This is a genomic window from Phycisphaeraceae bacterium (genome assembly GCA_020639155.1).
GTDB lineage: Bacteria > Planctomycetota > Phycisphaerae > Phycisphaerales > UBA1924 > JACKHF01.
Genome location: JACKHF010000002.1, coordinates 781,009 through 802,346 on the forward strand (window position 1 = coordinate 781,009; position 21,338 = coordinate 802,346).

At 53.9% G+C, this 21,338-nt stretch carries 13 protein-coding genes; 3 read left to right on the top strand and 10 right to left on the bottom strand.

Going from position 1 to position 21,338, the window contains the following annotated elements; all coding sequences use genetic code 11:
* Nucleotides 1–8 precede the first annotated feature (8 nt).
* The 9 genes from H6815_13975 to tadA (H6815_14015) form a co-directional block, all read right to left on the bottom strand.
* Complete coding sequence (locus tag H6815_13975; GenBank protein MCB9861547.1) at nt 9–5,033, bottom strand: hypothetical protein; 5,025 nt, start codon at nt 5,031–5,033, stop codon at nt 9–11.
* A gap of 87 nt (nt 5,034–5,120) precedes the next feature.
* Nucleotides 5,121–6,842, bottom strand: a complete 1,722-nt coding sequence (locus H6815_13980; protein MCB9861548.1) for a type II secretion system protein — start codon at nt 6,840–6,842, stop codon at nt 5,121–5,123.
* 30 nt (nt 6,843–6,872) lie between these two features.
* On the bottom strand, nt 6,873–7,982 hold the full coding sequence (locus tag H6815_13985) for a hypothetical protein (GenBank protein ID MCB9861549.1): 1,110 nt from the start codon (nt 7,980–7,982) through the stop codon (nt 6,873–6,875).
* A gap of 56 nt (nt 7,983–8,038) precedes the next feature.
* Entirely contained in the window at nt 8,039–9,187 is a 1,149-nt protein-coding gene (locus tag H6815_13990) for a hypothetical protein (protein ID MCB9861550.1), read from the bottom strand.
* The gene (locus H6815_13995) at nt 9,184–9,963 is read right to left on the bottom strand and encodes a hypothetical protein (protein ID MCB9861551.1); all 780 of its coding nucleotides are present in this window, start codon (nt 9,961–9,963) and stop codon (nt 9,184–9,186) included. Before H6815_13995 ends, H6815_13990 begins: the two co-directional genes overlap by 4 nt.
* Nucleotides 9,964–10,085: 122 nt before the next feature.
* A complete protein-coding gene (locus tag H6815_14000; protein MCB9861552.1) occupies nt 10,086–11,369 on the bottom strand; it encodes a type II secretion system F family protein in 1,284 nt (427 codons plus the stop codon).
* A gap of 125 nt (nt 11,370–11,494) precedes the next feature.
* A complete protein-coding gene (gene tadA / locus H6815_14005) occupies nt 11,495–13,225 on the bottom strand; it encodes a Flp pilus assembly complex ATPase component TadA (protein MCB9861553.1) in 1,731 nt (576 codons plus the stop codon).
* Nucleotides 13,226–13,474: 249 nt separating this feature from the next.
* On the bottom strand, nt 13,475–14,596 hold the full coding sequence (locus H6815_14010) for a type IV pilus twitching motility protein PilT (protein ID MCB9861554.1): 1,122 nt from the start codon (nt 14,594–14,596) through the stop codon (nt 13,475–13,477).
* 81 nt (nt 14,597–14,677) lie between these two features.
* On the bottom strand, nt 14,678–16,411 hold the full coding sequence (tadA, locus tag H6815_14015; protein ID MCB9861555.1) for a Flp pilus assembly complex ATPase component TadA: 1,734 nt from the start codon (nt 16,409–16,411) through the stop codon (nt 14,678–14,680).
* Nucleotides 16,412–16,626: 215 nt separating this feature from the next.
* Between tadA (H6815_14015) and H6815_14020 the strand changes: the two genes are divergently transcribed.
* From H6815_14020 to H6815_14030, 3 genes are all read left to right on the top strand, one after another.
* Complete coding sequence (locus H6815_14020) at nt 16,627–17,343, top strand: phosphopantothenoylcysteine decarboxylase (GenBank protein ID MCB9861556.1); 717 nt, start codon at nt 16,627–16,629, stop codon at nt 17,341–17,343.
* 65 nt (nt 17,344–17,408) lie between these two features.
* Nucleotides 17,409–19,421, top strand: coding sequence for a methyltransferase domain-containing protein (locus H6815_14025; protein MCB9861557.1), 2,013 nt, complete (start codon nt 17,409–17,411; stop codon nt 19,419–19,421).
* Nucleotides 19,422–19,492: 71 nt separating this feature from the next.
* Nucleotides 19,493–20,620, top strand: a complete 1,128-nt coding sequence (locus tag H6815_14030; GenBank protein MCB9861558.1) for a beta-lactamase family protein — start codon at nt 19,493–19,495, stop codon at nt 20,618–20,620.
* Here H6815_14030 and H6815_14035 read toward each other — a convergent pair.
* On the bottom strand, nt 20,597–21,322 hold the full coding sequence (locus tag H6815_14035) for a gamma-glutamyl-gamma-aminobutyrate hydrolase family protein (protein MCB9861559.1): 726 nt from the start codon (nt 21,320–21,322) through the stop codon (nt 20,597–20,599). The genes H6815_14030 and H6815_14035 overlap by 24 nt on opposite strands.
* Nucleotides 21,323–21,338: the final 16 nt, after the last annotated feature.

Here is a 21,338-nt window from a genome sequence, read left to right on the forward strand (position 1 = left end):
CGTGCATATCAGTCCATTGGAACTTCTTTCAGCATGAGAATCCGTGGCTTCTCGCCGAGACGTGTCACGTTTGAACGATCCACCACCATGACGTACCGGCGTGCCACGCTCGGCGTCATTGGCTGAAGAGGACGCAACCCCTCAACATCCGAGCGGTCGTAGCCATGCATCACAAACCACACTGCGAAGAAGTCGCTGCGTTCGGTCACGGTGTCGATCATGCCATTGGCAAGAAGCAACTGCTCATCCCAGTCGTTCCGGATGCCGTCGTCCAGATCCGTCTGACCGTTCGGTGTGTCGTAAATACTGAGCGATTCGACACCACGCGGAATCATGGATGCATCAGGATCAAATGCCAGACGATCCATGTCGTGGAGCGGCACAGCCCCACCACTGCTTGCTGCCCGATCACGCACAGAGAGAAGTTCCGCCCTTGACGCCATACCAGCTTGCTCACGAATACCACTGACACCCGTTGGATCAAGATTCATGGCACCTAGAGTGAGATTCGCACGTCCTTCCGTGTCGTTTGGATGTGCGGCAGTTACCGTCATATTGGAAGGTGTTGTTGCACCAAATCGGATGGCGGGCTGCGATGAGTACGGATCTCTCACCGAAATTGATGTCTTATGAATGTACGCGTAGAGCGTTGAAGCAATGTCAGAATCTGTGGTATGCGCGTTGCTGGTCCACCACCACTGGCCTGCAAGTCGTGTTGGGCTGAGACCGGGCAGCAGCCGGAGTACCGATAGCGGAGCCGTGTTCACATTGACCGTGCCAACAACTGGTGTGTTGACCTTGGTGCGTTCAACTGGCACTGAGGTGAAGATATCTGCAATGGTTGTTGCAAGTGGCACACCAAGCCCAACGCGTTGATCCACCGCTGGATCAAAGACAAAGTCATTGTCCTGATCAACAAAGGGAACAAAGCTTTCCGCAATTACTAGGGCATCGTCATTCCCACCAAGTTTGAGTTGGCCACGATCCAGACCAAACTGTTCACTTTTATACGACGAACCTCCCACTACAGTCCCTGCCGACACGGTATCAAACTGCGTCGCGATTGCCAACGATTCTGAGAGTGTGCGCCATTCCCACTGATCGTGAGTACCTGCACCAGGAACGACCGACGGCCCGATACCAAGTGGCAGCATCATATCGAGCGCCCGTACCTGACTGGCCTGCAGATCGCCGTTCGCAAGATGCAACTCAACACGCAGATCATCAAAGGGAACAGAAGGTGTCACGGCGTTCTGAGCGATCCTGGAATGATCATGATATATGTTGCTTGTATCAGAGAGAGCGGTTGGCGTGTAAGGCATCGAGCTCTGCACAACCAGCAATCGCGCAGAGGGCCCTGCGTTTGTAGCAAACGTCTGCTTCAGCTTCCAGCCAGCAATTGTATTTGATCCCTCGCTCGCAAAGAACCGGTCTCTGCTCAGTGTCATATCACCGGAAGTTTCTTCCGTGTTCAGTGATGACTGAGGTTGTGGCGATATCGCGGGGTCATACGTTATACGTTCCATCGCCCATGCTGGCACGCTGCCGCGAGGGATGTTGCGAGAGAGATCGTCTGGACGGCGGAATCCACCTGACAGTGTAATCGTGAATCCGCTGTCATCCGGATCGGTCGAACCTGTAATCATCGTGTCCGCCACAGCGTTCTGACCACTTGGTAGACGTCTATCTGCGTTCGGTCTGCCGGAACCGGTGATCTCAGGATCGCGCAGCCTATCCGCAAGATACCACCCATAATCATTGCCCGAGTTTGGATCAATGGTGTTTGACTGCTCCTGCTGGGATGTCCACATGCGGCGCCAGAGCGTTGCCTCCATGTTGCTCTGGACGTGATCGCCGGGGGCTCCCGCGAGCAGATCAATCCTGGACGTATTCACTGGTCCAGTCTGTACTGGAGTCGTGAGTCGGATTACACGATCGGCGCGATCGCTTGCAATGACCGTTGACCCATTCCCGGAGAACTGCAGATTCACCCAATCGCCAAGCACATCCGGATTCCGTGAGCCCGGCGCTGAGTTTGGATTGAATCGCGAGTTGATTTCCTGTGGTGTCTCACCGACAACATAAAACACAAACGTTTCACCGGGCCCGAGCACGAGCTGCTCATCGGGCGCTTCAGTGTTGTACAGGTCATAAGTCTTCCCACCAAACCGAAGCTGGTAGTAATACACCGTCTGAGGAGGATCATTCACTGTTGCTAAACCGACCAGTGTGATGGGTTTGTCGTATGGATTTGACAGCTTAAATGAAACCATCTGCATAAGCACGTCATCGTTCGTGCCATCGCTGATATCGCCGCGGATGTCGATCGGGACTTCCTCGAACTCGCCTTGACCATTGTTGTTGATGCTTGACCACTCGGAGTTCCCACCCTCGGATGCTGGCGTATCACGATACACGTGGTATGTATGCACCTGTGTGAGCACTGGCTGTGCTTCAACTCCGAAGATTACCTTCGCATGCGGGGCAGAATTGCCGAGTGCAGACAGATAGCTTCCCGAGGGTGACGGGGTGTTGTTCCTGATCCGATTCAGATCAAGATCACGATAGAACGGTGCGGCACCACTTGGAACAGTTCCAGCATCGTACGTATCTGTTGCCCAGTGATCGATATAAGGATCAGCTGATGCTGCTGGACCGTAGTTGAGCACAAAGACCTCAGGCTGATCACCGCGCACACTTCCAGGTTGCGACGGGTCGTACAACTCTTTCATGTTCACAGCCATGTGGGCTGCGGTTGTCAGCGCAAAGTATGGATCAAACCCGTACGTCAGTGTTCGTTTCTCGGGATGTGCGTTGATATCCCACACTTCCGGATCAAACGCGTACGGAATCAATGCTTCTGCAAACGCATCAAACAGTCCATGGATGTTCGCCTGTGTGAGATACGACGCAGCAGAGCGACGGGTCTCTGAGCCAAAGCGTGTCTCTAGCGTGTTGGGAATTACTCCCTTGTCAGCGAACGCATCAAGCGTGGTCATCGCACGAGCAAGATTCTGCGCATATGTTCCGCTCCCTGTTGTATTCACATACAGCGGAGCAGTGCGCAGGAGTGCCGCGCCAGAGTGCGTTGTCAGCTTGCTTCGAATATCAACAAACAACTGCAGCAGCGGCGATTCCTGAAGATCATTGACCGCGGTTGTCCGGGGATCTGAGTTCGAGTTTGGAATCGGCCACGGCATTGCCTGACCGGTATTTGGGTCGTACCCGCCGTTGCCCTGCCCATATCCGCTTGTGTAGAGCGGTGATTTCAGAAAGCTCTTTTCAACACCAAGCGGACGATTACTCCGCAAGGGGCTGTACTGCCATACGGGCAGCCCACCGAGATCGCGACCACCGATCGCCGCTTCAAGACGCGACATGGTCGCGGGATCATTGATACCGTTGTACGTCAGCAGTTCTGCTTCACTCTCAAGACCAAACTTTGTTTGAAGTTGGAATGCACCGGGGTTGCTTGCAAATGCAACGCCGGGTAGAAACGCACCGTTGTTCAAATAGGAGTTTCGGCGGGAGACACTGTTTGGAAGCGGCGGCAGGTTCGATGTCGTGAACTTGTCTGGAACAAGCCCCTGCTGCACTGCGATACGCATCGCAGCAAACCCAGCCTGTCCAACCTCCTCAGCAATCGTCAGTGTGCCATTACCGGGGAACCCTGTGAGACCATAACCAAAGTAGTTGTCCTCGCCGGTCATCGATGCGCCAAAGTTTGAGAGACCACGGTATGCCTGCACCTCAGGATCCAGACTTAGCGTGTGCTCTTGCTGGAGCAGACGAATCAGATCTATGTCTGCTGGTGTCGCACCCAGCCGACCGGTCAGTGCTGGTGCAGTTGTAAGATGAGATGCACTGTTGACATTCACCCTTGACGAGAGATCGACAACACGTGCAGCAACAAACCACCGCATTGAGCCGTCGCCGTGCAGTTGATCCTGCTCGACAATGGTGTTCAGTGAGATAGCACCGCCCCGCGACTTGCTCGAATCAACAAGTTCAAACCAGCGGGAATCGAACATGCCGTCGCCATCGGCATCCGCATACTGATAGTGAGCATACTCGGGCTCATCAAACGCGTGCGCAGGATCAACTGCCGGTCTGAAAGCGAGCCTCTGGCGAGAATCCCAGTGGGCTGGCACATTCCAGTTGGCCTGATTTGTTAGACTGCCAATCGGTAAGCTGACATATGAATCGAGGATCTGCGCAGATCCTGCAGGGTACGAGAGACCGGTCGCAGGGTTGATCAGTGTCAATCTGGGTCGATCCGCTCCTGGCTCCTTTGTAAGATAGATTGATGGGGTATCGAAGTTGTTTCGAAGATAAAAAAGATTGACAAATCGACCATCGGGCGCGAGATTGCTTATGTGCGCCCAATCGCGCGCATTGACAATGTATGTGCCTTCGTCATATCCACCCTGTGTGGTAATGTCGGGTGTCAGCCATGTGGGTGTGCTGGAAGCAAGCCACGGATCGCTCTGCTCGAATGTAGTAATACCACGGTTACCATCCGGGATCCATTGTGGCGAGAGTGTGCCTTCGGGTGAAAACCAGTAACGGTCGAGGTCTTCTGGCGCGCCACCAACCGGAGCTGGCACCGAAGCTCGGCGATAGTCGGTCCATGGATAATCTGAAGCTTCACGGTACAATTGACTCTGGGGAAGCGGACCAGAGCCGTTCAATGCCATATCAAGCTGACCGGGCAGAAGCACTGCAAGCCGATCATCTCCGATAGTGCCCGCGATATAGTCACCGATTGCCCTGCTCTCATCACGAACACGCTCCTTTGCAGCAAGCGAGCGCGACTCGGAACGATCAGCACGTCCCATGGCAAGATACGCCGCTGCAAAGAGGCTGATGACCGCGAGCATCCCCAGCACGAGAACGACCGCTGAACCTCTTCGCATTGAAGCATGCTGCGCTTGAGCGCGATCAACCGCTTGGCCAGCAGCCAAACGAAGACCACACACATCTGCAAGCCTGCGCATGCGACGAACACCACGAGTTGTGACCAAGTTCTTCATACTTTCCTCATCGATCACGCAATCTTGCAGCACATGAACGTGCAGGATTGCAGTGCAGAGGCGTGAAACAGACACGCCCAAAACTCTTCATCGAAACGCTGCATCGCTCTGTGGAAGATCAAAGACGAACTGCAACGTGTCCTCAACTCCGGACTGATCCGGATCGGCAACACGGATGGTGATGCGAAGCTGCTTCGGCCAAGGCCACGGCTGGGACGCACTCAGCGCATTCGGTTGATTGAACAATGGATTGATATATCCAAAGTATGAGATGAGCTGATTTCTGGCCGTATTCGCACCGGGGTCAGTGTCATTCACACCGTGGATCAACGTTGATGGCACCTCGTAGTCGCTGTACCTTTGACGCAACGAGGGGCCCGTCGGATCAAGAAGCTCGTATGGCACGTGATAACTATCGATCTCATTGGAAACCCCGAGCACACCACTCGTACCAACGCTCGTGGTTGAATCCGCGTATGGACAGGCGATCAATAGCGGTGTCTGGCTCGTATCTGCCCGAGTAAGACCGTGCCAGATCTGCCGACCTTCAAGTCTGGCGTCACTTGGTGGCACGCCGTTCTGTGTTGAATCAGGATATACGTTGCCAAAGCTCCACTCGACAATAAACTCCGAGCAGTTCGGTATGAATCGCGATGCTGCCAGCGCAAGCTGATCCGCACGACGAACACTCCGATCAACCGTGGACGATGGATACGACAACGCGTTCATCAGATCTGGCGCTGCATCCTCATACCGCACGCGCACCTGCGTTGTGCGTCCGGACGTTGTTTGTGCACCAACAATCCTCGACGGGAGTGCTTCGTACATCCACGTCTGCTGATTCAGCAACTCTGCACCACCAAAGGTGCTGCCTGTGATTGAAGTAATCAAAGAGCCGGTATCGGTCACCTGAAATGGCAACGCTTGTGATGTCGCAACGATCGCACGAACTGTGTCAAGCGATGTTGCTGCTGTATCAACAAGACCGGACGAGAACACTGGTCGTCCATTGCTGTGATGTGTTAAACCATGGATTGTCTGAGCCAGTGGATTATCTGGGGTGACATCGCACAATCTGTTAAAAACGCTCGCTGCAGAAGGTCGCCCCCGAATCTGAATCTTGCTGTCGAGCACATCTGCTGCAGAAATCGAGAGAGCATTCATCGCACGTGCCGGCTGAGATTGCAGCATCTGCGCAGGTTCGATCAGCATGGTCTCGTGACGCAACAGCGTCCAGGTACCCGCATACCTGTTTGGATTTCCCTGGAAGTTTGCACCCAGTAAGGATTGGGGATAGTTGTTCACATCGTACAGCTTGGGAACAGAGTAGTTTGTTTCGGTCGATCGCTGACGCTGACCATGACCATAGTAGATTCTGGCCTCATCTGCCCGGACAACCAACTCCTCATGCACAGGCTCACGAAACCCCGTGTAATCATCGCCACGAGCAAAGAACATAAGCTCATCAACTCGGCGAGCGCTCTGATCTGTCAGAGGCTGATTCGGATCGAGCGGGATGATCTGTGATCCACTGGCATACTGGTTGACAATGAGAAGAAAACCATCGCGCGTGATCTGGGCAATGTCATCGGCAAGTTGTTTCTGAATTGCCGACGCGTAGTTCGTTACTTTGCTGACTTTGCGTCCGTTCTGCACGGTGGTTTGCACAGAGTTCAGAATCACCATCAGCCCAACAGAAATAATTGCAAGCGAAAAGACTGCAACAAGAACTTCCAGCAGGGTAAAGCCCCGCTGCAATGCTGCGGTTTTTCCCTTGGTTGCAATACTGTTCTGGATGCTCTGCTTCATATCATCCCCACAGGCCAATGCGATGACTTATTACCGCAGGCCGGACCCTGTGCCATACGTCACAACTTCATCCTGAATCACCATGTCAATCACACGCACAGCCACTGGCGGCTGGACTGTTGCAGCAATTTGAAACAGTGTTGCGGGATTGTTCGAGTTGCTACTCTCGACACCTTTGCCCACCGGCGGATCAACAAACAAAAGAATGTCTGACCCCATCGTCGGAGACCCGCCATTCACACTTGTCACGTTCTTCACGCGATACACAGTGCCGAGATTATCAACAATGATCTGGTTCTTCGAACCAACCGCGAACACCTGCTCGGGTGTAATGGTGGGATCGAACTGCGAGCTTTGCAGGCGAATGCGGTCCCGGTACATATCGTCGTAGGTCACATCAAGCGTGATTGGAACCGAGTACCGCAACAGGCCGCCGGTTGCAACACCACGGAACGTTGGCATGCCAGCAGAATCCGCAGCGGCAGCGAGTCTGTAATCTCCGCCTGACACACCCGCTGCATGCTCAAGTGCTTCGTACAGTGTGTACATTGCACCGGGCGACAGCTTGATACCAGGATCAACGCGTCGCAGGAAAATGGCCATCTGCACACGATGCGGTCCAACGCGAAGCGTGGGATCGGACGGTGTGGAGCGACGGAACACAACATCCCAGATGAACTTCGGTGTACCATCATGCGGCGGCTTGGGCCAAAGACGATCGGCTTGGAAGTACACAGCCTGCTCCGCACCAGCTGCAAGCATGCCCGGCGGTGGCACTCTGAGATCACCTGTCATGAGATCGATATCACGACGGGACACATCCCACTCTTGATCGGCTGACCAGATCGGATCAAGCAGTCGCTGCCCAAGCCCCTGTGTTGTACCAGCACCTGTACTATCTGTTTCATAAATCGACCACAGCGCCGGATTTTCTGTCAACGCCTGCTCAGCTTCATTCAGAGCATTCACGGCAAGCGCAGACTCATTCGCCACCCGCTGCTGTGCGATCACACCGGGAATAACAGCACCAACACCGAGCAGTCCGAGCGCAAGGATAATGACACCGAAGAGCACCTCGGTGAGCGTAAAGCCGGAAGTTGCCCGACCGAATCTCAGATGTGTGCATGTGTGTCGTGTCATCGTCCCTTTATCCGTTCTGGTGCCGCATCTCACGTATGCCGATCTGCCATACTGCGTCACGGAAAGATCTCTGCAGCGGTTCCATCTGCAACTTCAACAGTAAACATTCTGGCGCTGAACTCCGAGTTTGGCAGCGATGCGTTGTTGTGCTCGATCCACTCGTTGAGAATACCGGTGACTGCAAACGCAGAACCAAGGCTTGGGAACAAACCCGTGTCGATCTCTGGTGTTGGAGGGTCGCCGGTGGAGAGCTTGTAAAAACAGTCGGTCTCTCTATTCCGTCGTAATGCACCGAGTTCGCTTACCGCCCTCCTTGCATCAACAATCGCAAGTTGGGTCACAGGTCTGGCAAGCACTGTGTCGGTTGCAATGTCGCCGAGAATCCGGCGAAGATCCGCTTGGCCGGACACCGTGTCAGGAAAGAGTTGTTTGTCATGCAGTGCCAGTCGGACGGTTGCTTCTATGTTCGCCGCATTATCCAGCCTGATCTCATCATCGTCCCATGGCTGGGTGTTCCGAAATGCGTCACTCTCGACTGGAAGCACAAGCAGAATCGTACCAAGGGCGTCGACACGCCTGCGACCGGTCGCTCCCTCAAACCGAACAACAAACGTCTGACGATCGCGACCAAGATTGCCATCATCCTGGCCACTGAAATGTGTCTCGGGGAATAGCCAGTTACGAATGGCGCTGTTGTACCGATTGCCGTCATACCACCCACTCATGGGCGGATTCGCAACGGGGCTGCCATTTGCATTAAACGTACCAACCTCTTGCTGTTGTATTGTGTCTTCGGACGCCATCCCAAAGATCCACCAGCCTTGGTCAAACTCAACCGGATCGAGTTCGGAGACCGGGACGAACACATCCCGCTCCACCAGCACACTTGATGTGCCAACCTGATCAACAAGGGTCCCAACCCGCTTCATGATGATTGCCTGCACTCGATGGTCAAAGCCATATGTGAACGCAGCAACAACATCATCGCCCGGCGCTGATCGCTCCGCAAAGGCGCTGGCAACAGTCAGAGCCTGCTGCAGATTCACCTGCGAACTTGTTTCGGTGACTGATCGGTGCAACGCGCGATATGCAGGGATCGACAACGCGATCATCAGCACAATGATCGCAAGCACAACCAGCAACTCAGCAATCGAATAGCCGTGCGCACGAACGGGTGCTCTGGATTGGTTGGCGCGCTGTGTCATTTTGTACCGATCTCCACAATGTTGTCGGATCGGGCTCTCTCGCGCAGACGGTTCACATCACTCACAGAACCGCCAACAGCTCCAACCAAGGTAAATGGGTCTTCATCACCAAAGACACCGTTAGGCCCCGCACCAACAACGGCATAATCCGCACTGCGCAACTCAACCTGGGTCGATGCATCACCGACGATTTCGGGCACGTTCAGATCATCGGGGAGAAGCACAACACTGCCGTTGTTTGGTTTCCCACGCTCCCAACGGTAATACCTGAACGGCACATCATGTCGATCATGGATCTCGAACCGCCCCTCGCCCTGCGGCTCAGCGGGAACGAGTCCCTGCATCCCTCGGCTGCCATCAACAACCGGATCGAACACACGTCCACCGGAAAGTTGGAATGTGCCATCAGCGTTCGGCTTACGAAACCCGGGCCCATCTTTCCCATCGATAGTCGCATCAAGCGGACCAAAGAGGTACAACCCGAGGGAGTAGATGCTGAATCGAGGATCAACTGTAGGAAGTACCTGCTTTGTCCGAAGGAACTGCAGATCCATGGGATCACTCAACTGGTACACATTCAACGCCGTGCCGTTCAGTGGCGGCATTGTGTCATCCACGAGCGGAGGAAGAAAGCCGTGGTCCTGCTTGAACTGTTCGATCGCAATCTTCAGCGAACGAACAGCGTGCCGATCTGCTGACTGACTCACGCGATTGTTCGCAGCACGAATTCCTGCAACGAGCAGTCCGACAATGACCGCGAGAATCCACAGTGACATCAGAAGTTCCATCAGTGTGATGCCACGGCGCGATGCTTCACGCTGACAAAGGGAACACGGATGTTTGCAATGCTGTGGTATCATGTCATCACCTTTCCTGTGTGGAACGTGACCGATGCTGATTACACACCACCTTCGTTCAGGCTCTTGATCATCGCGACCATGGGCAGGAACATCGCTACAACGATGGTGCCGACCATACCGCCGATACACACGACCATCATGGGCTCAATGAGCGACGTCATTGCCTTGATCTTCACGTCGACTTCTTCGTCGTAGTTGTCCGCAATCTTCATGAGCATCGTGTCCATCTCACCGGTTTCTTCGCCAACCTCGATCATGTTCACGACGAGAGCATCGCACGTCTTGGAATCACGCAGCGGCGGAGCGAACGGCTCACCTTCACGAATGGAATCATGCACACGCTGCAGCGCACGCTCATACATCCAGTTGCCACTGGTTTCCTTTGTAATCGTGACAGCTTCAAGAATGGGGACACCAGCGTGGATCAAGGTGCCGAGCGTTCGCGTAAACCTCGCAACCGAAGTCATCTTGATCAATGGACCAAACAGCGGCGTGTAGAACAATACAAAGTCCGTTGTTGCCTTGCCCGGTCGCGTCTTGCGGATCAGCTTCCACATAACCATAATAACGATCGGGGTTGCGATCACAATAATCGCACCAGGGAACTTCTGCCCTGGCAATGTACCCGCCATCCAACTACTGAAGTTCACCAGCCAGATGGTCAGCGCAGGCAGTGGAACGCCGAAGTCCTCAAAGATTTCCTTGAACTTCGGAATGATCACAAGCATGATGAATGTCACGATGACGATCGCAACAACAACGACAACCACTGGATACACCATGGCGCCACGAATACGACGACGCAGCTTCTGTGCTTTTTCCATGAACTGCGCCAAACGTTGCAGAATTACATCAAGCACACCGCCGATCTCGCCAGCCGCAACCATCTTTGTGTAGAGTTTGTCAAACACGCGAGAGTGCCGCGCCATTGCCTCGGACAGCGAGGTGCCGCCTTCGACGTCGTCGCAGACATCCCCAAGCACATTCTTCATCTTGCCTGGTTTCTGCTGATCCTCAAGAATCTGCAGCGACCGCAGCAACGGCAATCCGGCGTCCTGCAGCGTAGAAAGCTGACGAGTGAACATCGTAAGCTGCTTCTTGTTCACACCGCCAAGTGAGATGCCGCCGCCCTTACGTTTTTTCTTCTTGACTGCACCAGTGTCTGCAATAGCGGACTGCTTTACCTTCTGCTCACGGAGTTCCGTCGGAAAGAACCCCTTGGCTTTCACCCGCACCGCTGCTTCCTCACTGGAAGCAGCTTCAACGGTTCCCTTCTGAAGCTTCCCAGCAGCGTCTCTTGCCTGATACGCAAAGGTTGGCATGTGAAACTACTCCTCTATGTATATTCCGCCACACCGTCCGCCACGACGGCACTTGCTCTAATCTCAACGTGTCTCTCGGCTTCCTACAGCCAGATCATCCATCATCTCGCACAACAAACTCGACACTATTCCTCGATAATTGTCTCGCGGACAACCTCATCAATTGTCGTGATCCCGTCATATATTGCCATAAGACCCGACTCGCGAAGCGTGCGCATTCCCTTGGCTTTGGCATGCTCGCGAACGATGGTGAGACTCACCTCTTTCATCACCATCTCGCGAATTTCATCGTCCATCACAAGGATCTCAAAGATCGCGTGACGTCCCTTGTACCCAGACTTGTGACATTCTGAGCAGCCGCGCCCACGGAAGAACACCTGCCCCTTGACATCATCGGGACGAAGTCCAAGTTCCATCAACTCTTCTTCGCGGGGTGTGTACTGCTCCTTGCACTTCTGGCAGATACGGCGCACAAGCCGTTGCGCAACAATGCCCTCAATGGTCGCGGTCAGGAGGAAGGTCTCCATACCAAGATCGATCAGTCGAACGATCGAACTTGGCGCATCGTTTGTGTGGAGGGTTGATAGCACAAGGTGACCAGTCAGCGACGCCTGCACAGCAATCTGCGCAGTCTCAAGGTCGCGAATTTCACCGACGAGAATCACATCAGGATCCTGACGCAGGAAGCTTCGTAGAGCGCGAGCGAACGTCAGCCCAACTTCCTCATTGACCTGCACCTGACAGAGTCCGTCGATGTCGTATTCGACCGGGTCTTCAGCGGTGAGCAGCTTTGTGCCAATATCGTTCAGCTGCGCCAATGCTGCGTACAGCGTTGTCGTTTTTCCCGAACCAGTTGGACCAGTCACGATCACAATACCGTTTGGTCGCTCGATCAACGCGAGGAATCGCTCATAGTCATCTTCTCGCAGCCCAACACGATCGAGTGCCAGCTGAACGTTCGATCTGTCAAGCACACGAAGCACACACGATTCACCATACAGTGTCGGAAGCACAGCCACACGAAGATCAATCGGATTGCCACCAATGGACAACTCAATACGGCCGTCCTGCGGCAAGCGGTGCTCTGCGATATCCAGATTCGCCATGACCTTCACACGGCTGGTGATAGCGGGACCAAGATGCTTTGGTGGAGGCACCATTTCGTACAGCACGCCGTCGATGCGATACCGCATCTTGAACTCATTCTCGAACGGTTCAAAGTGAATATCTGATGCCCGATCGCGAATCGCCTGCATCAACACCAGATTGAGCAGCTTGACAACCTGATTGTCGCCGGCCATCTCATTGATCTGATCGAGATCAATGGATGCCCCGCGCCCCTCGAGACCCTTAAATCGTTCAGCAGACGCAAGGTCGGACACCACATCGGTGATTGACTCTTGCTGCGCGTAATGCTCTGAGATCAACCCATCAATCTGCTCGTTATCGGCGACAACCGCTTCAACAGTACCACCAAGAAGCAAACGCAAATCATCGACGGCCCGATAGTTATCGGGCGTTTTCATTGCGATCTTCAGACGCTTCGTCTTTGGATCAAAGCAAATAGGAACGATCTGATAGGCTCTTGCATTGTCGGCAGGCACAGCTTTGATCGCTGCTTCCTGAATATCAACCGACTTCAGATCGATGTACTCCATGCCCGCCTGCCCTGCAAGCGCGGTCTGGATGTCCTTTTCAGAACACTTACCAAGTTCGACAAGAATTTCACCAAGTTTTTTCTTGCGAGTCTTTTGGACTGCAAGTGCTTCGTGAACATCCTCACGCGTTACCAAGCCCAGCTTTGTGAGCACTCGACCTAACTTGCGGCCTTTGAGTTCTGCGACTGCGACTGCCATAACGCTCCTTCACTTTCGACTTCACACGGGAATCCGCTGAGCCGAATGGAGGCTGAACGTCATGCACATTACTCACAAGTCATCGTAACCAACGCGCATCTGTCCAGCACATCATTATTCGACCACTCTAACAGAGAAGGTTCTCCCGGCATATCCGTTAGAACCGAAACTTTTGTTGCGACTTTTGGATTATCGCATTAAACTTGGTTAATATTAATCTAATTTATTCAGACGTACTCAACTTGTGATTCAGGCACCTTCAGAAGCTTCAGGGTCATCAAGCTCTGGACGGCCGATTGTCTTGCCAAGTTTCCGGACTTTATCTATCAGGTCACCTGGATTTTTGCTCTTGTCAACCATCTCAGCAGCATCGATAATTCCCTTCGAATAGAGCGACCACAGATGGTCATCGAGAAGCTGCATGCCAAACTTCTTCCCGGTCTGAATCATTGAATCGATACGGAAGGTCTTATTTTCGCGGACAAGGTTACTGATAGCTGGGGTCACAAGTAAAAATTCATATGCTGCAACCATGCCGGGCTTGTCAACGCGTGTGAGGAGAGCCTGGCTCAGCACACAGATAAGAGCTGTTGACAACTGAACACGGATCTGATTCTGCTGGGTCACCGGGAAAGCGTCGACGATTCGGTCAACGGTCTTCGCAGCCCCGGTCGTATGCAGGGTACCAAACACCAAGTGGCCCGTTTCTGCAGCTCGGATAGCAGCTTCAATCGTCTCAAGGTCTCGCATTTCACCAACAAGAATACAATCGGGGTCCTGACGAAGCACACGACGGAGAGCTTCAGCAAAGCTTGGGACGTCGGTCCCCACCTCTCGCTGGTTCACCACTGACTTCTTGTGGTAGTGGTAATACTCAATGGGGTCTTCCATCGTGACAATGTGGCGTTCGAGATAGGTGTTGATGTAGTCGATCATCGTCGCAAGCGATGTGGTCTTTCCCGAACCGGTCGGACCTGTCACAAGGAACAGACCACGAGGGCGGCGGATCAGATCCTTGCATATCTCAGGAAGACCAATCTGTTCAAAGGTCAGCAGACGGCTTGGAATCTGACGCAGCACAATGGACAAGTCACCACGCTGGCGAAACACCGACACACGGAAACGAGCAGCGGTGCCATAGGCAAAGCCGAAGTCAGTCGTACCCTCTTCCTGAAGTTCCTGCTGATTTCGCTCGGGGGTAATTGCCTTCATCAGACCGACCATGTCATCAGATTCGAGCACCTTTGTCTGGAGGTTCTTAAGTCTGCCGTGATGGCGAATTGTCGGCTGACGCCCGACACTCAGGTGCAAGTCGCTTGCGCCGTTCTTCACAACGGTGTCGAGAAGGCGGTCAATCTGCATAGAGGACATAACTTCATGCTCCGTGCTGGTCCGGCGCCTGCCGGGGTGGGTTCCATCCAGTGACGTCGAATCGTTCCTTCATACTTCCAGCTAATCTGCAAGATCAGCCAACTCAACCTGTGCGTGGTGGGCAACTTCGCTCGGCGTCGTCACACCTTTCAGGACTTTCTTCTTTCCGTCCTGAACGAGCGTTGTCATTCCACCTGTAAGCGCGGCTTCGCGAAGCTCCGACACAGTGGCCTTTGTAAAGGCCAGTTCACGAATCTGCTGGTTCATCATCATCATCTCAAAGATAGCTTGGCGTCCCCTGAATCCAACACCACCACACTTTGAGCACCCAACTCCTCGTAACACCCGACCTTCGGCCTCTTCCGGAGTAATACCGGTAATGCGCAGGTATTTTGGATCGGGATCGGGATCTATCTCCTTGCATTCCTTGCAAAGCACACGCACAAGACGCTGGGCCATAATGGCTTGAATTGCTGAAGCAACAAGGAAGGGCTTCACACCCATATCGATCAGACGGGTGATTGCACTGGGAGCGTCATTCGTATGCAAGGTCGAAAACACAAGGTGGCCTGTCAATGCCGCCTGAATAGCAATGTCTGCAACTTCCTTGTCTCGAATTTCACCGACCAGAATAATGTTCGGTGCCTGACGAAGCATCGAACGAAGGATGGCGGTAAACGTAAATCCGATGCTCTCGTGCACCTGACACTGATTGATCCCGTCAAAGTTGTATTCGACGGGATCCTCAGCTGTGATGATCTTCTTGTCTGGACGATTCAGCACGTCGAGCGCAGAATACAGCGTCGTTGTTTTACCAGAACCTGTCGGCCCCGTCACAAGAAAGATACCGTTCGGCCTTCTGATAATTTTGTTGAATATTGAGAGATTCTCAGACTCAAAGCCGAGACCCTCCAGACCGATCTTCACAGAATCCGGTCGCAGAATACGAAGCACAACACTCTCGCCGTGATAAATAGGGCATGCCGACACACGGAAGTCGATCGTCTGGCCGTCAACGGGCAGCTTGATGCGACCGTCCTGCGGGACACGACGCTCGGCGATGTTCATGCCAGCCATCAACTTCAGACGTGAGAGTAACGCATTCTGCATGCGTTTCGGCAGATCATCGCGATGGATACACACACCGTCGATGCGATAACGCAGGCGAACACGATCGGCCATGGGCTCAACGTGGATGTCGGACGTTCTCATCCGGCATGCTTCCGCGATTAAACGGTTACAGAGTCGCACGATTGGTGCGTCATCGCTTGCCACGTCGATCGATTTGTCCATCGATCGATCGACCGTTCGGTCCATCGATGCGGTCACAAGTTCGTCACCTGGCTTCGCCTCATCATCTTTGTTCCCGGAAGATGCCAGCCCACCGCCATACATCGATTCGATAATGTCACGAATACGCGAGCGTGGGGCAAGCATCGGGACAACATCTGCATTCAACCTGAATCGCAGCATGTCCATCAACTCAAGATCCATGGGGTCATGAATCACGAGCTTGAGTTTGTTACCGTTCTTTTCAAGTGGCAGGATCGTGTGCCGCTTAATGAGATCTTCCGGAACGAGTTTCTTATCAACTGATCCAGCGTCAAACTTCGTGAGATCCATGTACTCAAGACCAAACTGCTGAGCCAGTCCCTTTGCAACCTGATCCTCATTTGCAAATCCTGCCTCAACGAGCACATCACCAAGACGCTTGCGCGAGCCGCGCGCCATAGTGACAGCCTTCTCCGCTTGATCAGCAGTGAGTACACCCGACTCGACCAGGATGTCGCCGAGCTTTTTCTTCGATCGTGCCATAGTGCTCCGATAACCAGCAAGCGAACAATCACAACGAAAACACACCCCACTGCGATAGATTCCGCAGCGAGCCAACGGGCCAAGATCGTAGACGTTCAGAACGCTGCTGTGGGACTACGATGGGCCGTCAAGGCTCCTCCACGTCGCTTTCGACATGGTCCCGACGATCTGCGGGATGTGTCTTGACGGGTTCTGAACGTGAACACGCACCTGAAATGACTGATATGCGCCCAATGCCTTTGCGGTTCCTGATTACAGCGGGGCCATGCCACGAACCAATCGATCGGGTGAGATTCCTCGGGAATCGCTCGTCGGGCAAGATGGGGATAGCCATCGCTGACCATGCCTGTCGTTTGGGGTATGACGTCACACTCCTGCTTGGCCCCACCCATCTCGCACCGCTTGAGAAGAACGTTCTTCTGAAGCGGTACGAGTCGACCGCTGACCTTGATCTCCTCCTGCAAAGCTCATTGGAAGCGTGCGATGTGCTGATCATGGCTGCTGCTGTAGCAGACTATCGACCGGTCAAACACACACCTGCGCCCGCCAAGATTGAACGCTCACCAGGCACACTGCGGCTGGAACTTGAATCGACTCCGGATCTTGTTGCTGGGTGTGCAGTTCGCAAGCGACCAGATCAAACCATCGTTGCGTTCGCACTTGAATCGACTGAGGTCCTGCGCGAGCGTGCTCTGAGCAAGCTCAAACGCAAGAAAGTCGACATGATTGTGGCAAATCCACTCGAAACAATGGACAGCGACACCATTTCTGCAATCATCTTCGATCGTGCCAGTTCGGTGAATGAGCAGAGCATAAATGCTCCAGTTGAGATCACAAAGTCTGCGTTCGCTGAATGGCTTATTGAACGCATTCTCACGTATCGCACTGCATCCTCGCCGTATCCGACTGGTGACGCAATCGAGACACAATGAACAACCGACCGAACAGATCGAATAACCGAGGCCCAGGAAAACCCAGCGGTCGAGGCAAACCTCCAATGCGTGGTCGCTCATCCGATCGACCAAAGTTTGAGCAGAGACCACGAAACCCTGAGAACGGTAACGGCCCGCGTAGCAGTCGTTCTTCAGGTAGGCCAGCACGACGATTCCCACATCAGAACACCGACAACACGCCTTCTCCTCATCATGCCGAACGAAACTCTGGTCCACGCAATTCCGACAAGCCCAGGCGTATCGCAAAGCCACCCCGATCGGGACATCCGCTTGAGCAGACAAACGCACGACCTTTCCGAGAGAATCGTCCGTTTGAGAAACGCAGACCAAAGCCAGCAGAATCCGGTGCAGACAGGAAGCAGCGACTCCCACGCAAGACAACACGCAGCGCTCCCAATGTTGACCAGATCATCCTCCACGAAGATCGCGACATCATCGTTGTCGACAAGCCCATCGGCGTGCTCTCTGCTTCGCCAGTTCCAGATTCGCGTCCAAACGTGTTCGAGATGCTGAAGGATCGGATGCGGTACTCCCGCGGCTCGAACACGTCACGGAGCGCTCGTGTTGGTGTTGTGCATCGGCTCGACCTGGATGCGTCGGGTGTGCTGGTGTACTCGAAGAATCAACATTCGCTTGAATCTCTCAAGGAGCAACTCGCAAATCGATCAATGCGGCGGTCCTATCTTGCGCTCGTCGAAGGTCAGGTAACACGAGGCGAGGATGAAAAACTCCAGCCAAACCAACCGATCAGCGGCACAGTTCAGTCCATGCTGATCGAGGGGCCTGACGGCATTGTCAGACCGACAGATCAATCGTTGCAGCCTCGCCGATCTCAGAACTCTCGCGGTGTACACGATCGTGAGAACAGGTACGCACCGATTCCACGCAAGGCGATGACACACTACACAGTGATTGCCTCGAGCGATCAGTACACGCTGCTGAGAATCAAACTTGTCACGGGGCGCAAGCACCAGATCCGCGCCCATATGGCACAGATAGGGCATCCAATTGCGGGAGATATGCAGTATGGTGCGCAGACGAATCCGCTGAACCGACTTGCACTCCATGCATGCGAGCTTTCACTCAAGCACCCAACCTCGAACGAACTGAAGACGTATCACAGCAGCGCACCTGCGGGTTTCTATATGCTCGCAGGCACCGAGGCTCCAAAGCACGTTGAGGCACGAAGGCGTGATCACGTTCAAACCGTGGGCGCTGAATCCGGCGCGGCTGTTGAGGCTGCTCCAGATGACTCGTCATGGGAACACGTTGCTGGGTGGTACGCGGGCCTTGTCACCGAAAACAGATCGGATCACTTTGACAGGGTTGTGCTTCCGGGTGTGCTGCGTCTGCTCGGCGACGTTTCGGGTAAATCTGTACTTGATGTTGCGTGCGGACAAGGGTACGTGTGCGAATCGATTGCAAATGCCGGCGCACACGTTGTCGGGACAGACAGTTCTCCAACATTGATCGAGTATGCTCGACAGTCAGCCTCATCGCACCAGATTGACAACATCACGTACCACGTTGGTGATGCTCGCTCGCTTGATTCTCGCGAGAGTTTATTGGCTGATGCGTCATTTGACTTTGTCACATGCGTGCTTGCGATCATGAATATCGACCCGCTTGATGATGCGGTTCGCTCCCTCGCATCCCGCGTCAAGCAGGGAGGCTCCGTTGTGCTGATCATGCTGCATCCGGCATTCAGATCACCAAAGCTGACGCACTGGATGTGGGATCGCAAGAAACAGTTTGATGGTCACGACGAGTGGACACAGTTCAGACGTGTTGATGCCTATATGACGAAGACGCGGTCGGATATTGTCATGAACCCCGGCGCACACTCGACAGGGGATAAGTCTGTCACAACAACAACCTTCCATAGACCGATGCAGAGCTACATCAACTGCCTTGCGAAACACGGACTTCTTGTAGATCGAATGGAAGAGTGGACGAGTCAGCGCGAGAGTGAACCCGGGCCGAGAGCGGAAGCAGAAAACTTCGCCCGCAGGGAAATACCGATGTTTCTTGCACTCCGGGCACGCAAGGCCATCTGATCTGTGCATTATCAACGCACCATCCATTGTTTTCGTGTACGATGATGCTCGGACACGGATAAGGAGTTCTCATGCGCACCCATCTTATCAGTTTTTTGACCGCATCGTTGATTGTCAACTGCGCACACACATTCGCGCAGACCACACCAGCGCACGACATCGCAGCACAAGCGCACGATCGTGTTGCTGCACTTGTTGAGAATCAGGAACTTGTTGGCACATCCGCAGCAATCGCGATTGACGGCAGGATCGTGTGGTCCGAAGCGTTCGGCTGGGAGGACCGCGAAGCTGATATACCAGCAACGCTGGACACCATGTATCGGTGGGCTTCTATCTCAAAGCCGCTGACAGCGGTTGTTGCAATGCAACTGGCAAACGAGGGCAGGCTTGACCTTGATGCCGATATTCGCACAGTCGTTCCTGAGTTTCCGGAAAAACCATACACGATCACATCACGCCAACTCCTCTGCCATCAGGGCGGGATTGTGCATTATTCCAACGGGCCAGTTATCCATTCCCGTGTAAACTACAACGTGTCGCATCCATTTGAGGATGTTGTCGTTGCACTCGACGACTTCAAGGAATCACCGCTCGTTGCAGAGCCCGGCACCACGTACTCGTACACAACACGCGGATACATGCTGCTCGGTGCGGTGTGCCAGAAAGCAGCAAATGAGCCGTACTGGCAACTCGTCCACCAGCGCATTGTGGAACCACTGCATCTCACCACACTCCAGCCCGACTATCAATGGATTGATATCGACCACAGCGCGGTTGGGTACAAAAAACGTGGCGACGACATCGTGCGATCAACCGACACGGATGTCAGTTGGAAACTTCCGGGAGGCGGATTCATTTCAACCGTGGAGGATCTGACTGGGTTCGGCATGGGGCTTTGCACCAATGAACTGCTTACCGATGATCTAAAATCACAGATGTGGACACGGCAGCAGACAAGGGATGGTAAAGAGACCGGGTACGGGCTTGGGTTCAGCGTGACACACTGGGACATGACACTTGTCGTTAGTCATTCCGGCTCGCAGGAAAAGGCCCGAACCTATCTCATCGTGTTGCCGGAAGAGAACGTTGTCGCAGCGATCATGACCAACAGCGAGTGGGCCAATCTTGGAAAAGCAACAACCGATCTTGCCAAGTTCGGACTGGAGCACACAACATCAGACGCGGACACGAACCGCTGATTCGCACGCGCTCACGAACGTCTGGAACAAGTTGAGCCCCAGCTCATTATTGTCAGTGCGCTCGGGGTGCCATTGCACGCCAAGATAGAACTGACGCGTTGGACTTGCAACTGCCTCAATAACACCGTCTCGCGCTGACGCAACAACCAATAGTGACCCCGCTCTGGATACCGCCTGCTTGTGTCTGCTGTGAACACTGCCCGATGGAAACATGTTCGTGTGGAACACATCACGCATCTGATGCGGTAGCGGTTCCGTTGGAACAACATCGTGTACTGCATCCCAGTGATGTTCCTTCGGCATCGAATCCGGCATGTATTGATCCAGTCCTCCACCATCAACAAGCGCCATCATCTGCATGCCAAGACAAACCCCAAGCACCGGCGCGTCCGGATGATGATCTTTGAGGTGTTGCAGGAGCACCGTCTCGTACTGCTGACGATCGGGATGCACCCGTGTTACGCGGGGATCTGTTTCGACACCGAACGGTTCCATTGCCGGATCGTCGCCACCCGTCAGCACAAAGCCGTCGCATTGCGATATGTGTGCGGGAACAAGATCTGCGTACGGAACGAGCAGCACAGGGTCACCGCCTGCACTCAGCACGGCATCAGCATAGTTCGACCGAACTGCAAACCGCACCTGATCCGAATCCGGCACAGCTTCGATATCACATGTAATTCCGATTCTCGGTCGATGCATGCTAAGCCCCTGATGC

Bases quoted from the DNA above. Each gene is read 5' to 3' on its own strand.
- H6815_14020 (MCB9861556.1), top strand. From the start codon at position 16,627: ATGACTGATATGCGCCCAATGCCTTTGCGGTTCCTGATTACAGCGGGG.
- H6815_13985 (MCB9861549.1), bottom strand. From the start codon at position 7,982: ATGACACGACACACATGCACACATCTGAGATTCGGTCGGGCAACTTCC.
- H6815_14025 (MCB9861557.1), top strand. From the start codon at position 17,409: ATGCGTGGTCGCTCATCCGATCGACCAAAGTTTGAGCAGAGACCACGA.
- H6815_13995 (MCB9861551.1), bottom strand. From the start codon at position 9,963: ATGTCACTGTGGATTCTCGCGGTCATTGTCGGACTGCTCGTTGCAGGA.
- H6815_14000 (MCB9861552.1), bottom strand. From the start codon at position 11,369: ATGCCAACCTTTGCGTATCAGGCAAGAGACGCTGCTGGGAAGCTTCAG.
- tadA (MCB9861555.1), bottom strand. From the start codon at position 16,411: ATGGCACGATCGAAGAAAAAGCTCGGCGACATCCTGGTCGAGTCGGGT.
- H6815_13990 (MCB9861550.1), bottom strand. From the start codon at position 9,187: ATGACACAGCGCGCCAACCAATCCAGAGCACCCGTTCGTGCGCACGGC.
- H6815_14035 (MCB9861559.1), bottom strand. From the start codon at position 21,322: ATGCATCGACCGAGAATCGGAATTACATGTGATATCGAAGCTGTGCCG.
- H6815_14030 (MCB9861558.1), top strand. From the start codon at position 19,493: ATGCGCACCCATCTTATCAGTTTTTTGACCGCATCGTTGATTGTCAAC.
- H6815_14010 (MCB9861554.1), bottom strand. From the start codon at position 14,596: ATGTCCTCTATGCAGATTGACCGCCTTCTCGACACCGTTGTGAAGAAC.
- H6815_13980 (MCB9861548.1), bottom strand. From the start codon at position 6,842: ATGAAGCAGAGCATCCAGAACAGTATTGCAACCAAGGGAAAAACCGCA.
- H6815_13975 (MCB9861547.1), bottom strand. From the start codon at position 5,033: ATGAAGAACTTGGTCACAACTCGTGGTGTTCGTCGCATGCGCAGGCTT.
- tadA (MCB9861553.1), bottom strand. From the start codon at position 13,225: ATGGCAGTCGCAGTCGCAGAACTCAAAGGCCGCAAGTTAGGTCGAGTG.